Here is a 15,156-nt window from a genome sequence, read left to right on the forward strand (position 1 = left end):
TCTGACCGCCGCCACGCCAGCGACCGGCTGGACCGCGAGACCCCCGGAGGCGCCGTGCACCTCGAATACACGCCTGAGCAGCAGCAGTTGCGCGCCGAGCTGCGCTCCTACTTCGCCGAGCTGGTCCCGGAGGACGTCTACGCCCGCTACGAGGACCCGGCCGCACAGAAGCGCTTCTACCGGGAGACCATCCGCCGCCTCGGCGCCGACGGGTGGCTCGGGGTCGGCTGGCCGCGCGAGTACGGCGGGCGGGGCATGTCGCCCATGGACCAGTTCATCTTCTTCGACGAGGCCGCCCAGGCCGTCGTGCCGCTGCCGCTGATGGCGCTCAACACCGTCGGGCCGACCCTCATGCAGTTCGGCACCGACGAGCAGAAGGCGTACTTCCTGCCGAAGATCCTGGCCGGCGAGATCGACTTCGCCATCGGCTACAGCGAGCCGGACGCGGGCACCGACCTGGCGGCCCTCGCCTGCCGCGCGGTCCGCGAGGGCGACGAGGACACCGGCACCTACGTGGTCAACGGCCAGAAGATATGGACGACCAACGGCGACACCGCCGACTGGGTCTGGCTCGCCGTCCGCACCGACCCGGCCGCCCCCGCCCACAAGGGCATCACCATGCTGCTCGTGCCGACGTCCGACCCCGGCTACTCGTACACCCTGATCAACACGCTCGCCTCGCACGACACCACGGCCAGCTACTACGAGGACATCCGGGTCCCCGCGAGTCGCCGCGTCGGCGCGGAGAACAAGGGCTGGCGCCTGATCACCAACCAGCTCAACCACGAACGCGTCACCCTCGCCGCCCACGGCACCATGGCCATCCGCGCCCTCCACGACGTCCAACGCTGGGCCGCCGGCACCAGGCTGGCGGACGGCCGCCGCGTCATCGACCTCGCCTGGGTCCGCGGCCGCCTCGCCCGCACGCACGTCCGGCTCGACGCGATGAAACTGCTCAACTGGCAGATGGTCAACGCCGTCCAGGCCGGCACCCTCACCCCCCAGGACGCCTCCGCGGTCAAGGTGTACGGCTCCGAGGCCCGCCGGGACGCCTACGCCTGGCTCATGGAGGTCGTCGGCGCGGCGGGCTCCCTCAAGGACGGCTCGGCCGGCGCGGTCCTCCACGGCGAACTGGAACGCGGCTACCGCAGCGCGGTGATCTTCACCTTCGGCGGCGGCAACAACGAGATCCAGCGCGAGATCATCTCCTGGATCGGCCTGGGCATGCCCCGCGTCCGCCGCTGACCGGCCCGGCCCGGCCCGGGCCGCCCGACGGCGCCGCCGGCCGGTCGCCCGGCCCGCGGCACCCGGGCGCCGCACGGATCTGCGGACGGATCAGAAGGAGGTCCAGGTGAAGGCCGCCCGGTCACCCGCGTTCAGCTTGAACCGGCAGCCGCCGACCGGGGTGGGCGTCCCGTTCACCGAGACGCTCCAGTACGCCGAACCGCCGCCGGGGCGGGCGGGCCCGGGGCCGGTGGCTTCGCGCTGCGGACCGTGACCGTGGGAGGCAGTGCGCGTCGCACCCGGGTTCTCCGACTCACGGCCCGGACGGGCCGTTCACGGTTGCAGGTCAGCGCCGGATTCACATGGGCTTCCCCCGGCTGTGCGCGCATTCGGTGGTGTGCCCCGGCCCGTGGGGGCCGGGGCAGCTCGCATCGTACGGGCTGTCAACTTCCCTCAGGCAGAGGTGATTTCGGCGCGCACCGTACGGGCCGCGCTGACGAGGTTCACCAGCGAGGCCCGGGTCTCGGGCCAGCCGCGGGTCTTCAGGCCGCAGTCCGGGTTCACCCACAGGCGTTCGGCCGGGATGGCCTCCAGCCCCTTGCGGAGCAGGGCCGCGGCCTCCTCGGCGGACGGGATCCGCGGGGAGTGGATGTCCCACACGCCCGGACCCACCTCGCGCGGGTACCCGGCGCCCGCCAGCTCGTCGGCCACCTGCATGTGCGAGCGGGCGGCCTCCAGGCTGATGACGTCGGCGTCGAGGTCGTCGATGGCGCGGAGGATGTCGCCGAACTCGGCGTAGCACATGTGCGTGTGGATCTGGGTCTGCGGCCGCACCCCGGAGGTCGTGAGGCGGAAGGCCTCGGTGGCCCAGGCGAGGTAGCCGGCGTGGCCGGCGGCGCGCAGCGGGAGCGTCTCGCGCAGGGCGGGTTCGTCGACCTGGATGACCGCCGTGCCGGCGGCCTCCAGGTCGCCCACCTCGTCGCGCAGCGCGAGCGCCACCTGCCGCGCGGTGTCGCCGAGGGGCTGGTCGTCCCGGACGAAGGACCAGGCGAGCATGGTGACCGGGCCGGTCAGCATGCCCTTGACCGGCAGGGCCGTCTGCGCCTGGGCGTAGGCCGTCCAGCGCACCGTCATCGGCTCGGGGCGCGAGATGTCACCGGCCAGGACCGGCGGGCGGACGTAGCGCGTGCCGTACGACTGGACCCAGCCGTGCCGGGTCGCGAGGTAGCCGGTCAGCTGCTCGGCGAAGTACTGCACCATGTCGTTGCGTTCGGGCTCGCCGTGCACGAGCACGTCGATGCCGCTCTTCTCCTGGAAGGCCAGGACCTCGCGGATCTCGTCCTCGATGCGCTCCTCGTACCCGGCCGTGTCGATGCGTCCGGCCCGCAGATCGGCGCGTGCCGTGCGCAGTTCGGTGGTCTGCGGGAACGAGCCGATGGTCGTCGTGGGCAGCAGCGGGAGCCCCAGGTGGGCCCGCTGGGCGGCGGCCCGCTCGGGGTAGGGCTGGGCCCGGCGGGTGTCGCCCGCGGTGACGGCCGCGGCGCGGGCCCGTACGGCGGGGTCGTTGGTGATGGCCGAGCCGGTCCGGGAGGCCAGGTCGGCCCGGTTGGCGGCGAGTTCGGCGGCGATGGCGCCGGTGCCCTGGGCCAGCCCGCGCGCGAGCGTGGTGATCTCGGCGGTCTTCTGCCGGGCGAAGGCGAGCCAGCGGCGGATCTGCGGGTCGACGTCCCGCTCGGCGGAGGCGTCCAGCGGGACGTGCAGCAGCGAGCAGGACGCGGCCACGTCCACCCGGTCGGCGAGGCCGAGCAGGGTGCCCAGGGTGGTCAGCGACTTCTGGTAGTCGTTGATCCAGATGTTGCGGCCGTTGACGATGCCGGCGACGAGCCGCTTGCCGGGCAGTCCGCCGACCGCCGCCAGGTCCGCCAGGTTCGCCGCGGCGGCCTCGGTGAAGTCCAGCGCCAGCCCCTCCACCGGCGCCTTCGCCAGCACCGGCAGGGCCTCGCCGAGCCGGTCGAAGTAGGAGGCGACGAGCAGCTTGGGACGGTCGGTGAGGGCGCCGAGCTCCCGGTAGGCGCGGGCGGCGGCGTTCAGTTCGGCCGGGGTGCGGTCCTGGACCAGCGCCGGCTCGTCGAGCTGCACCCACCGGGCTCCGGCGGCGCGCAGGGCGGCCAGCACCTCGGCGTAGACGGGCAGCAGCCGGTCGAGCAGGGTGAGCGGCACGAAGTCGTCCGCGACGCCCGGAGCGGGCTTGGCCAGCAGCAGGTAGGTCAGGGGCCCCACCAGGACGGGCCGGGCGGTGTGCCCCAGTGCGAGGGCCTCCGTCAGCTCGGCGACCTGCTTGCCGGGGTCGGCGGTGAAGACGGTGTCGGGGCCGAGCTCGGGCACCAGGTAGTGGTAGTTGGTGTCGAACCACTTGGTCATCTCCAGCGGCGCCACGTCCTGGGTGCCGCGGGCCATCGCGAAGTAGCCGTCCAGCGGGTCCGCCTCGACCGCGGCGCGGTGGCGGGCGGGCAGGGCGCCGACCATGACGCTGGTGTCCAGGACGTGGTCGTAGTACGAGAAGTCGCCGGTCGGGACCTCGTGGATGCCGGCGTCGGCGAGCTGGCGCCAGTTGCCGCGGCGCAGCTCCCGGGCGGTCTCCCGGAGGGCGTCCGCGTCGACGCGGCCCTTCCAGTAGCCCTCGACGGCCTTCTTGAGCTCGCGGTTGCGGCCCTGGCGGGGGTAACCGTGGACGGTGGCGCGGGCGGCCGTGGCTGCGGACTCGGTTGTCACGTGACTCTCCTTCGCGAGCGTGCGTGTCGTGAGACAGCCCGGAACCGCGGGGGAGGGGTGACGTGCCGGACGGTCGCCGCCGCCGCGTACGGGGTACGCGCGGACACTCCGCCTGACATCTGCGCCGACCCGCCCACGAGGTCACCGGGATCACCGCACGCGAACGGACGCGTGCGGGCAACGGGCAGGTCTTCGGACTCGCGGGCTCGCCTGCCGGTCTCCCGGCGGGCACCTACTGGCCGTCGCTTCCCAGACCCGTACGGGCCCAGTGCGTATGACGGCGGTCGTTCCCGCTCACCGCTGCGGGGCAGTCCCGGATTCCCACCGGGTTCCCTCTTACGACGCATCCCGCCTGGCGGACGGGGCGAACCAGCTGCAGGGGCAGCGTAGGCCCCCGCGGTCGAGAACGGCCGGAGATTCCCACATCGCGGACCGTGAACTGAGACACGTGGGACGGGTGGTGTCGTTGGGGCGGGGCTCACGGGGTGCGGACCGCAGTGCGCAACGGTGTGGGGAACGGGGTGCGGAGGCGGCCTCGGCGGCGCGCGGTCCCCCCCCCCGGGACCCCGTGCGCGCGGTCGCGGCCTTCCGGGCGCCCTCCGGGCCTTCCGGGCGCGGCACCGGGCTCCCGCGCGCCCGCGCGAAGCCGGAACCGCCGCGGGCCTGCCGTGCGCGGGCGCGCGTCGGTAGCCTGGAAGGTCCGGGTGCGCCCGCGACAGGGAGGTACGGCGATGGGTACGGACCGAGGCACCCCCTCACACGGCACCCCGTCGACCGGAGGAGCACCGGACTCCGCCGGACCGACGCACCCCGCACCGGGTCCGGAGGCCGCCGCGGCGTGCCCGGCGCCCGGTGCGCGAACCACCGCGACGCGCCCCGCGCCCGGCCCCGATCCGGGGCTGTACGGGCCGGATTCCGTCACCTGGCAGTGCCACGGCGACCCGGTGATGTGGATCGCCGGGGTCCGCGCGCTCTACCTCCAGGCCCTGCACCCGCGCGCCGTGCGCGGCGTCATGGAGAACAGCGACTTCCGTGCCGACGCCTGGGGCCGCCTGCTGCGCACCGCCGACTTCGTCGGCACCCTCACCTACGGCACCACCGACGCCGCCGAACGCGCCGGCGCCCGCGTCCGGGCCATCCACCGCCGACTCTCCGCCACCGACCCGCGGACGGGCCTCCGGTTCCCCGTCGACGACCCCGAGCTGCTGCTGTGGGTCCACTGCGCGCAGATCGACAGCTTCCTGCACGTCCTGCGCCGCTCCGGCGTCCCGCTGACCCCCGCCCAGGCCGACCGCTACGTGGACGAGAACCGTGCCAACGCCCGCCTCGTGGGCCTGGACCCGGCCGCCGTCCCCGCCGGTACGGCGGCCCTGGCCGCGTACTTCGACGCGGTCCGCCCCGTCCTCGCCGCCGGTGCGGACGCGCACGCCGTGGACGACTTCCTCCGCAGCCCGCCGATCCACCCCCTCCTCGTCCCTGGCCGAAACCTGCTGTGGCGTCCGCTCGCCGGCCTCGCCTACGCGAGCCTGCCCGGCTGGGCCCACCGGTTGTACGGCCGCCCCGCTCCGGCCCCGCGGAGCACCACCCGTCGCCTGCGTCTCACAGGTCACGCCTTGCGCAGTATTCCCGCAGGTTTGCGCTGGCAGTTGCCACCGGGCCACATCGTGAGAGCGATGCGTCGCCTGGGCCCCGGGAGTCGCCCCTCCCCGTACACACTGCGTACATCAGCGGCCATACTGGACGGGCCGGGGAGGGCGTGGCACAACGACGGGGGCGACTTCAAGACATGGCGGAGTCCAGACTGATCCAGGGCCGGTACCGGTCGCTCGATCTGATCGGGCGCGGCGGCATGGGCGAGGTGTGGCGCGCCCGCGACGAGTCGCTGGGCCGGCAGGTCGCCGTGAAGTGCCTGAAACCGATCGGCGCCGAACAGGACGCCCACTTCACCCAAGTCCTGCGCGAGCGGTTCCGGCGCGAGGCGCGCGTCGCGGCGGCCCTGCAGCACCGGGGCGTCACGGTCGTGCACGACTTCGGCGACGACAGCGCCACCGGGGGCTGCCTCTACCTCGTCATGGAGCTGCTCGAAGGCCGCAACCTCAGCCAGCTGCTGGAGGACAACGAGGCCCGCCCGCTCCCCGTCGAGGTGGTGCTCGACATCGCCGAGCAGATGGCCGCCGCCCTCGGCTACACCCACGACCAGGGCGTGGTCCACCGCGACCTGAAGCCGGCCAACATCATGCGGCTCACCGACGGCACGGTGAAGATCTGCGACTTCGGCATCGCCCGGCTCGCCCACGACATCGGATTCACCGCCAAGCTCACCGGCGGCGGCATGGCGATGGGCACCCCGCACTACATGTCGCCCGAGCAGATCGCGGGAGGGGAGGTCGACCACCGCAGCGACCTCTACTCCCTCGGCTGCGTCCTCTACGAGATCGCGACCGGGGCCCCGCCCTTCGACCTCGGCGACTCCTGGTCGGTGCTGGTCGGCCACCGCGACACCGCGCCCGTGCCGCCGCGCGAGCACCGGCCCGAGCTGCCCGAGTACTTCGATCGGGTGGTCCTGGACCTGCTCGCCAAGCATCCCGAGGACCGGCCGGGCGACGCCCGCCACCTGCACCGCCGCCTCGTCGAGGCCCGCGGCGGGGCCCACGGCGGGCCGCCCGGAGCCCGGGCGCCGCTCCCCGAGTGGGCCCGGGACATGACCGCCGGCCGCAAGGCCGGCATCGAAGCCCGCCCCGCGAGCGGCGCCTGGGCCGTCCTCACCGGCTCCTGGACGGCCCCGCGCACCTCCGACCGCCCGTCCTCCGACCGCCCGGACCACGGCACCGCGACCGGGGCCGCCGTCGCGGCCGCCTCCCTGCCGTGGCCCCAGGCGGGTGCCGACGCCGTCCCCGGCGGCCCGCGCCGCCCCGCGCCCGCCGAGGACCCGCGACTCACCGCGGAGTACGGCGTCCCGCGCCTCCCCGGCCCGCGCGAGACCGGCCCCGACGCCCTCGCCGCGGGCCACACCCGGGCCTTCGCGCTCAGCCGGGCCGGCCGTCCCGAGGCGGCGCTCGCCATGTACACATCCGTGGCCGAGGGTCGGGCGCGGGTCCTCGGCCCGGACCACCCCGACACCCTCGCCGCGCGCCAGGAGACGGCGTACGAGCTGGGCCGGCTCGGCCGCCACCACGAGGCGCACGCGATCTACCGCGCCGTGCTCCTCGCCCGCGAGCGCACCACCGGCCCCCGCCACCCCGACGCCCTGCGCTGCCGGCACAACCTGGCCTGCGCCCTGGGCGCGCTGGGCCGGTTCGCGGAGGCCCACACGGCCGCCGCCGAGGTCGCCGCCGACCGGACCGCCGTCCTGGGCGCCGAGCACCCCGACACCCTGCTGACCCGCTACGAGGAGGCGTACGCCCTCGGTCGCCTGGACCGCTGGCAGGAGGCCCTGTCCGGCTTCCGCGAGGTGGCCGCCGTACGGGAGCGCGTCCTCGGCCGGGACCACCCCGACACCCTGGCCGCCCGGTACGAGACCGGCATCGCACTCGGCCGCACCGGCAACAGCGCCCAGGCCCTCGACCTGTTCCGGGCCCTGGTCCGCGACCGCACCCGCGCCTACGGCGCCACCGACCCCGAGACCCTCCGCGCCCGGCACGTGCTGGGGGTCAACCTGGGCCGGCTGGAGCGCTGGGAGGAGGCGGTGGCCGAGGCCCGCCAGGTGGGTGCGCTCCGGGCCCGGTTCCTGGGCGCCGAGCACCCGGACACCCTGATCAGCCGGCGGGAACTCGCCGCCGGCCTCGGCCGGCTGGGCCGCTGGGAGGAGGCGCTGCCCGTCTACCGGGACCTCGCGGGCATCCGGGAACGGGCCCAGGGGGACGCGCACCCGGACACCGCCCTGGCCCACGCCGACGAGGCGCACTGCCTGGAGCGACTCGGCCGGGTGTGCCACCGGGAGCCGTGACCCCGAAAGCGCCCCGGCCCGGGCCCCGCCTCCCCGGACCGCGCTACGCGAGGGGTTCGATGACCACGATCGGGATCTCGCGGTCCGTCTTCGTCTGGTACTCGTCGTACGCGGGCCAGTGCCCGACCATCACCGGCCAGTACGCGGCACGCTCCTCGGGCGTCGCCGTGCGCGCCACGCCCTGGATGACCTCCGGACCGACCTGGATGCGGACCTCGGGGTGCTCGGTGAGGTTCCGGTACCAGAGCGGGTGCGCGGAGTCGCCGCCCTTGGAGGCGACGATCAGGTAGCGGCCGTCGGCCTCCCCGTAGATGAGCGGGGTGCGCACGGGCTCGCCGGAGACCCGGCCCACCGTGGTGAGCAGGAGGGTCTGGGTGCCGTTCCAGCGGTGGCCCTCGGCGCCGTTCGAGCCCGCGTACAGCTTCACGTGGTCCAGCTGCCACGTGCCCTCCCGCGGGTCGTTCGGGTGGTCCCAGTCGATGTCCTTCGTCATGGGGATCGGCCTTCCTTCGTGTCCTTCGTGCCTCTTGCGGGAACGCTCAACGATCCTTGCCAACGGCTCTTCCTGCCCGCAGCCACGCCGTCCATGCCCCGGCGCCGCACCGCGGGCGCATCCGCGCCGCCCCCCGCCGGGGAAGAGCAGGAGGACGGCGGCCCGCGCCCGCGGCCACCGCCCGGCCCTCGAACCCGGACCCGCCACCCAGGGAGCGGTACCCATGCCTTCCGACACCACGGTCCCCCTGCCGCGGCGCCCCGTCCCGCTGCTGCTGGTCCTCCTCGCCGTCAGCTACGCCGTCGCCGCGCTCGGCGGCCTCGCCGCCGCCGACGCGGGAGAGGTCTACGCCTCCCTCAGGCTCCCCGGATGGGCGCCGCCGGGCTGGGTCTTCGGGCCCGTCTGGACCGTGCTGTACGGCACCCTCGCCGTCGCGGCCTGGCTCGTGCTGCTGCGCGGGACGGCCGCGGCCCGCCGGCCCGCCCTGGTGTGGTGGGCCGCCCAGCTCCTGCTGAACCTGCTGTGGACGCCGCTGTTCTTCGGCGCCGGGGCGTACGGGTGGGCCCTGGTGGACATCGTGCTGCTGCTCGCCGCCGTGGTCGGCACGGTCGCCGCCTTCGCCCGTGCCCACCGACCCGCCGCCTGGCTCCTGGTCCCGTACCTGCTGTGGGTGGCGTTCGCGACGGCGCTGAACGGCGCCGTCCTGGTCCTCGGCGGCTGAGCGGGGCGCGGACGGGGGCGCATGTTCGGCGGGCGCGGGGGCAGTGGGCTGTCCAGGAGGCAGCGCCGGCCGGCGGTGCCGGGACGACCTGCGAAGCCGAGGAGCGACCGACCGTGAACGACACCATGTGGGCCTACCGGACCGGCATCATCGACCCCACGGGGGAGGACCTGATCGGTTTCTCGGTGGAAGCCGTAGACGGCGGCATCGGCAAGGTGGACAAGCACTCCGTGGACGTCTCCGACGCCTACCTCGTCGTCGACACCGGGGTGTGGATCTTCGGCAAGGAGGTCATGCTCCCGGCGGGCACCGTCACGGGCATCGACCGCGAGGCCCGTACGGTCTACGTGGACCGCACCAAGGAGCAGATCAAGTCGGCCCCCGAGTTCCACCGCGCGCACCACCTGGGTGACCCCGACTACCGCAACGAGATCAGCAAGTACTACGGCGGCATGGGCCCGCTGGGCGGCCCGCTGGTCTGAGGACCCGTCGGGCCGGCCGTCCGAGGCCCGTCCGACGGACCACCCGTCCGCCGGGTCCCGGGACAGTGCTCCGCCCGGCCCGTCGTCGCCACCGGCCCGGCCAGCACCCTGGTGTCCACGCCCCGCTCGCGCAGCCGCTCGTCGAGGCCGGTGCGGTGGAAGGCGCCGATGTCCGCTCGCCGACCTCGATGCCGCCGGGCCGCGCGAGACGTCGGCGAGCCCGCTGCCCGGGCGCCGTGCGGCGGTGCCGGGTGCTCGACGCGGACCAGGACCACGGGCTCGCCCGCGGCGCGGAACGCCTCCGCCAGCCGGCCGCACCGTGCGAGCACCTCGTCCCCCGAGTGCGGGGCGAGCGGCAGGGCGATGACGCGCGGCATCTGGTCGATCGGCACGAGGGCGCGGGTCGCGCGGGTCGTCGTGGACGGCACGCCTGGACCGCATGGCCCGGCTGCTGGGCCGCGACTGGCAGCGGCCCGACCGGGCGCTCGAACTCCAACTCGCCTTGCGCATCGCCCGGGTGGCGCGGGCCGCGGGGAGCGCCCCCGGCCGGCGCGCCCTAGGCCGTCTCTTTCGGATCGTGCCGGGCCCGCGGCGTCTGGCACCGTGCCTGGCCGCACTGCCGAGGCGACCACGTACGTCCCGTACGCGAGCGCCCCGGCAGCACGCCCAGGCACGGCACCAGACGCCGCGGGCTCGGCCGACAAGATCCGAAAGAGACGACCTAGTCGGCCGAGCGGGTCCAGCCGATGGGGTCCAGGCGGGCGGCGTCCGCGGGGCGGTCGTCGGAGAAGAGCAGGCGGCCCGGTTCGGACACGCGGACGACGTCGACGTAGACCCCCCGGCCCACGTAGCGGCCGGTCGCGGCGTGGCGGAAGCGGAGCCGGACCTCGCGGCCGGCCCAGGCCGCCGTCAGCGGCGCTTCGAGGCGGTGCCACACCCGTCCCGACCAGCCGCCCGCGCAGCCGCGCGGCCACTGCTCGGGGGTACCGCCGGTGGACCGGACGGTGCTGAACGGCAGGGGCCGCCAGGTCTCTCCGTCGGCCGACGCCTCCAGGTGGAACGCGCCCGCGCCGGGGACGGTGTCCCACCACACCGCGCAGCGCAGCCGGGCGGCGGCGCCGGCCGGGGTGAGCGGAGGCAGGGTGAGCGTGCCGGAGCCGCCGGGGGAGATGCCCGAGAACCAGGCCGCGCCCCCGTGCCGGGTGCGGACCGGTACGGCGCGGGCGAAGCGGTTGCCGACGGCCACCCGGGGCGCGCTGCCGGCCCGCCAGGTGCGCACGGGGTGGACGGCGTTGCCGAGCAGGACCAGGAAGGAGTCGGTGGAGGGGTCCAGGACGAGGGAGGTACCGGTGAACCCGGTGTGGCCGGCGGAGTGCGGGGTCGCCATCGCCCCCATGTACCAGTGCTGGTAGAGCTCGAAGCCCAGGCCGTGGTCGTCGCCGGGGAACGCGGTGTTGTAGTCGGTGAAGAGCAGCTCGACGGAGCCGGGACGCAGGATGCGCCGGCCCGCGTAGGCCCCGCCGTCGAGGAGGGTGCGGGCGAGGACCGCCAGGTCCCAGGCCGTGCCGAAGACGCCGGCGTGGCCGGCGACCCCGCCGAGGGCGTACGCGTTCTCGTCGTGGACCTCGCCCCACACCAGCCCGCGGTCCAGGCCGGACCACGGAGGGCGCTGCACCTCCGTCGCGGCGGTCACCCTGCGCCAGGAGAGCGGTGGGTTGAACCGCGTGCGGTGCATCCCGAGCGGAGCGGTGATCTCGTCGTGGAGCAGGACATCCAACGTGCGGCCGGTGATCCGTTCCAGGAGCAGCTGGAGCGTGATGAGGTTCAGGTCCGAGTACCGGTAGACGCTGCCCGGGGTCTCCTGGGCCTGCACCGACCACAGCAGCCTCAGCTGTCCCGCCCGGGTGGACTCCTGGTAGAAGGGCGCCCAGGAGCGCAGCCCCGAGGTGTGGGTGAGGAGCTGACGGACCGTGATCCGCTCCTTCCCGCCGCCGGTGAACTCGGGGAGGTGGCGGCGCACCGGCGCCTCCAGCTCCAGCCGTCCCCGTTCCATCTGCTGGACGGCCAGGATCGAGGTGAACAGCTTCGTCAGCGAGGCCAGGTCGAAGACGGTGTCCTCGGCCATCGCGATGCGCTCGGCCGCCGGGTACGCGGTGGCCCGGTCGGTGCGGCCGTCGTAGTCCGCGTACCGCACGGCGTCGCCCATGGCACGGTGCAGGGCGACCGTGCGGCCCCGGCCCGCGAGGACCACGGCGCCCGCGTAGTAGGGGTGCTCGGGGGAGGGGCCCAGGAAGCGGCGGGCCTCGTCGGCCACCCCCTCCAGATGCCGCTCCAGCAGCCCGGCCTGCCGCGCGGACCCGTAGCGCAGGCGCAGGCCCTGGAGGGCGCGCCGCTCGGCCGGACCGCCCGCGGCCGCGGAGCCGGCGGGCAGCGCCGCGTGCAGGACCAGCACCCCGCCGAGCGCGAGCAGCCGCGCCCCGAGCCGCCGCCGGCTCACCCCGCCCCCGGCGTGCGCCCCGGAGCGCGCGCCGCCCCCCGGCGTGCCGTCCGCCGTCGCACCGTCCCCCGTCGTGTGGTCCCTCGTCGTGTGGTCCCCCGTACCGTCCATGCCCGGCCCTCCTGTTGCTGGCTGCGCCGCACGCTAGTGGGTATCTGCCCGCCCGCCGCCCAACCTCCGCACCGACCGGCCCGCAAAGAATCTGACACTGCATCAGAAAATCTCTTCCCTCGGTCGCCGGGCTGCGGCATCCTGCCGCCCATGGAGACGGAGCTGAGCAGGACACTCGGAGTCGAGCACGCCATCTTCGGCTTCACGCCCTTCCCGGCGGTGGCCGCGGCCATCACCCGGGCGGGCGGATTCGGCGTGCTCGGAGCCGTTCGCTACACCGACCCCGGCGAGCTCAAGCGCGACCTCGACTGGATGCAGGCGCACACCGACGGCAAGCCCTACGGCCTCGACGTGGTCATGCCCGCCAAGAAGGCCGTGGACGGCATCAGCGAGGCCGCCATCGAGGCGATGATCCCGGAGGGCCACCGCGACTTCGTCCGCGACACCCTCGCCCGCTACCAGGTGCCCGAGCTGGCCGAGGGCGAGGCCTCCGGCTGGCGCATCACCGGCTGGATGGAACAGGTCGCCCGCAACCAGCTCGACGTCGCCTTCGACTACCCCGTCAAACTCCTCGCCAACGCCCTCGGTTCCCCGCCCGCCGACGTCATCGCCCGCGCCCACGACCACGGCGTCCTCGTCGCCGCCCTCGCCGGCAGCGCCACGCACGCGCGCCGCCACGCCGAGGCCGGGATCGACGTGGTCGTCGCCCAGGGCTACGAGGCGGGCGGCCACACCGGTGACATCGCCACCATGGTCCTCGTCCCCGAGATCGTCGACGCCGTCGCCCCGCTCCCCGTCCTCGCCGCCGGCGGCATCGGCAGCGGCGAGCAGATCGCCGCCTCCCTCGCCCTCGGCGCCCAGGGCGCCTGGCTCGGCTCCCTCTGGCTCACCACCACCGAGGCCGACCTGCACTCCCGGGCCCTCACCGAGAAGCTCCTGGCCGCCGGCTCCGGAGACACCGTGCGCTCCCGCGCGCTCACCGGCAAGCCGGCCCGCCAACTGCGCACCGAGTGGACCGACGCCTGGGACGGCCCGGACGGACCCGGCCCCCTGCCCATGCCCCTCCAGGGACTGCTGGTGGCCGAGGCCGTCTCCCGCATCCAGAAGCACGAGGTCCGGCCGCTGCTCGGCACCCCCGTCGGGCAGATCGTCGGCCGGATGAACAGCGAACGCAGCGTGCGGGCCGTCTTCGACGACCTCACCCGCGGCTTCGAGCAGGCCCTCGACCGCATCAACCGCATCGCCGGCCGGGCCTGAGCCGGCGGCGGCGGACCGAGAGGAGCGAGCAGCAGCATGACCGACACCCAGCACCCGAACGGCTTCTGGGCCCAGGCCGCGGCCGACCCGGACCGCACCGTCCTGGTCACCCCCGCGGGCGAGGAGTGGTCCGCCGGCCGCCTGCACGCCGCCGTCAACCGGCTCGTCCACGGCCTGCGCGCGGCCGGCCTGGAGCACGGGGACGCCTTCGCCGTCGTCCTGCCCAACGGCGTCGAGTTCCTCACCGCCTACCTCGCGGCCTCCCAGGCGGGCTTCTACCTCGTCCCCGTCAACCACCACCTCGTCGGCCCCGAGATCGCCTGGATCGTCTCCGACTCCGGCGCCAAGGTCCTCATCGCCCACGAACGCTTCGCCGAGGCGGCCACCGCCGCCGCCGACGAGGCCGGGCTGCCCGCGAGCCACCGCTTCGGGGTCGGGGGTGAGGGGACCGGCGGCGGGGGGACCGGCGGCTCGGAAACCGCGGACGGCGCCCCCGCCGGCTTCCGGCCGTACGCGGACCTCCTCGACGGGCAGCCGGCGGCACCCCCCGAGGGCCGCACCCTCGGCTGGGTCATGAACTACACCTCCGGCACCACCGGCCGCCCCCGCGGCATCCGCCGCCCGCTGCCCGGCAAGGCCCCCGAGGAGACGTACCTGGGCGGCTTCCTCGGCATCTTCGGCATCCGCCCCTTCGACGGCAACGTCCACCTGGTGTGCTCCCCGCTCTACCACACGGCCGTCCTGCAGTTCGCCGGTGCGGCCCTGCACATCGGGCACCCGCTGGTCCTGATGGACCGGTGGAGCCCGCAGGAGATGCTCCGGCTCATCGACGACCACGCCTGCACGCACACCCACATGGTGCCCACGCAGTTCCACCGGCTGCTCGCGCTGCCCCAGGAGACCAAGGACGCCTACGACGTCTCCTCCATGCGGCACGCCATCCACGGAGCGGCGCCCTGCCCCGACCACGTCAAACGGGCGATGATCGACTGGTGGGGCCGCTGCGTGGAGGAGTACTACGCGGCGAGCGAGGGCGGCGGGGCCTTCGCGACCGCCGAGGACTGGCTGAAGAGGCCGGGGACCGTCGGCCGGGCCTGGCCGATCAGCGAACTCGCCGTCTTCGACGACGACGGCAACCGGCTGCCCGCCGGCGAGCTCGGCACCGTCTACATCAAGATGAACACCGGCGGCTTCAGCTACCACAAGGACGAGGGCAAGACGAGGAAGAACCGCATCGGCGACTTCTTCACGGTCGGCGACCTCGGGCTGATGGACGAGGAGGGCTACCTCTTCCTCCGCGACCGCAAGATCGACATGATCATCTCGGGCGGGGTCAACATCTATCCCGCGGAGATAGAGTCCGCCCTCCTCACCCACCCCGCGGTCGCCGACGCCGCCGCCTTCGGCATCCCCCACGCCGACTGGGGCGAGGAGGTCAAGGCCGTCGTCGAACCCGCCGAGGGGTTCGAGGCGGGCGACGCCCTCGCGGCCGAGATCCTGCACCACTGCGAACGCCGACTGGCCGGCTACAAGCGCCCCAAGACGGTCGACTTCATCGGGGCGATGCCCCGCGACCCCAACGGCAAGCTCTACAAGCGCCGGCTGCGCGACCCGTACTGGGAGGGCCGCGACCGCGCCGTGTGAGCACCGCCC

11 protein-coding genes, 1 pseudogene and 1 riboswitch are annotated in these 15,156 nt (G+C 74.7%); of the genes and pseudogenes, 7 read left to right on the forward strand and 5 right to left on the reverse strand.

The features are described 5' to 3' along the window. The first annotated feature begins 54 nt into the window (after positions 1-54). Entirely contained in the window at positions 55-1,245 is a 1,191-nt protein-coding gene (locus CP968_RS29650; protein WP_150520912.1) for an acyl-CoA dehydrogenase family protein, read from the forward strand. Positions 1,246-1,335: 90 nt separating this feature from the next. Here CP968_RS29650 and CP968_RS35080 read toward each other — a convergent pair. Beyond that, positions 1,336-1,452 (reverse strand): annotated as a pseudogene (locus CP968_RS35080) (DUF4430 domain-containing protein); the annotation flags it as partial. 225 nt (positions 1,453-1,677) lie between these two features. Then, the gene (gene metE, locus CP968_RS29660; protein ID WP_150520913.1) at positions 1,678-3,996 is read right to left on the reverse strand and encodes a 5-methyltetrahydropteroyltriglutamate--homocysteine S-methyltransferase; all 2,319 of its coding nucleotides are present in this window, start codon (positions 3,994-3,996) and stop codon (positions 1,678-1,680) included. 166 nt (positions 3,997-4,162) lie between these two features. Continuing rightward, positions 4,163-4,385: riboswitch (cobalamin riboswitch) on the reverse strand. 342 nt (positions 4,386-4,727) lie between these two features. On the opposite strand from metE, the gene CP968_RS29665 reads away from it, so the two are divergent. Both CP968_RS29665 and CP968_RS29670 read left to right on the forward strand, forming a co-directional pair. Then, positions 4,728-5,801 carry an oxygenase MpaB family protein gene (locus CP968_RS29665; RefSeq protein ID WP_150520914.1) on the forward strand — a complete coding sequence of 358 codons (1,074 nt, stop codon included), beginning with the start codon at positions 4,728-4,730 and terminating at the stop codon, positions 5,799-5,801. Further along, positions 5,783-7,942 carry a serine/threonine-protein kinase gene (locus tag CP968_RS29670; RefSeq protein ID WP_150520915.1) on the forward strand — a complete coding sequence of 720 codons (2,160 nt, stop codon included), beginning with the start codon at positions 5,783-5,785 and terminating at the stop codon, positions 7,940-7,942. Before CP968_RS29665 ends, CP968_RS29670 begins: the two co-directional genes overlap by 19 nt. 43 nt (positions 7,943-7,985) lie before the next feature. Here CP968_RS29670 and CP968_RS29675 read toward each other — a convergent pair whose 3' ends face one another. Beyond that, complete coding sequence (locus CP968_RS29675; RefSeq protein WP_150520916.1) at positions 7,986-8,435, reverse strand: nitroreductase family deazaflavin-dependent oxidoreductase; 450 nt, start codon at positions 8,433-8,435, stop codon at positions 7,986-7,988. Positions 8,436-8,658: 223 nt separating this feature from the next. Between CP968_RS29675 and CP968_RS29680 the strand changes: the two genes are divergently transcribed. Then, positions 8,659-9,156, forward strand: coding sequence for a TspO/MBR family protein (locus CP968_RS29680; RefSeq protein ID WP_150520917.1), 498 nt, complete (start codon positions 8,659-8,661; stop codon positions 9,154-9,156). Between the two features lie 113 nt (positions 9,157-9,269). Further along, positions 9,270-9,638: a PRC-barrel domain containing protein gene (locus tag CP968_RS29685; RefSeq protein WP_373304075.1), complete on the forward strand. Its 369-nt coding sequence runs from the start codon at positions 9,270-9,272 to the stop codon at positions 9,636-9,638. Here the strand turns inward: CP968_RS29685 and CP968_RS29690 are convergent. Both CP968_RS29690 and CP968_RS29695 read right to left on the reverse strand, forming a co-directional pair. Then, complete coding sequence (locus tag CP968_RS29690) at positions 9,599-10,066, reverse strand: isochorismatase family protein (RefSeq protein ID WP_150520918.1); 468 nt, start codon at positions 10,064-10,066, stop codon at positions 9,599-9,601. The two genes, CP968_RS29685 and CP968_RS29690, sit on opposite strands and share 40 nt — an antisense overlap. 293 nt (positions 10,067-10,359) lie before the next feature. Next, a complete protein-coding gene (locus tag CP968_RS29695; protein WP_150520919.1) occupies positions 10,360-12,246 on the reverse strand; it encodes a serine hydrolase domain-containing protein in 1,887 nt (628 codons plus the stop codon). 150 nt (positions 12,247-12,396) lie between these two features. Between CP968_RS29695 and CP968_RS29700 the strand changes: the two genes are divergently transcribed. Then, positions 12,397-13,503: an NAD(P)H-dependent flavin oxidoreductase gene (locus tag CP968_RS29700; protein ID WP_150520920.1), complete on the forward strand. Its 1,107-nt coding sequence runs from the start codon at positions 12,397-12,399 to the stop codon at positions 13,501-13,503. 36 nt (positions 13,504-13,539) lie between these two features. Next, a complete protein-coding gene (locus CP968_RS29705; RefSeq protein WP_150520921.1) occupies positions 13,540-15,147 on the forward strand; it encodes an acyl-CoA synthetase in 1,608 nt (535 codons plus the stop codon). Positions 15,148-15,156: the final 9 nt, after the last annotated feature.

It is taken from the genome of Streptomyces subrutilus (genome assembly GCF_008704535.1).
GTDB lineage: Bacteria > Actinomycetota > Actinomycetes > Streptomycetales > Streptomycetaceae > Streptomyces > Streptomyces subrutilus.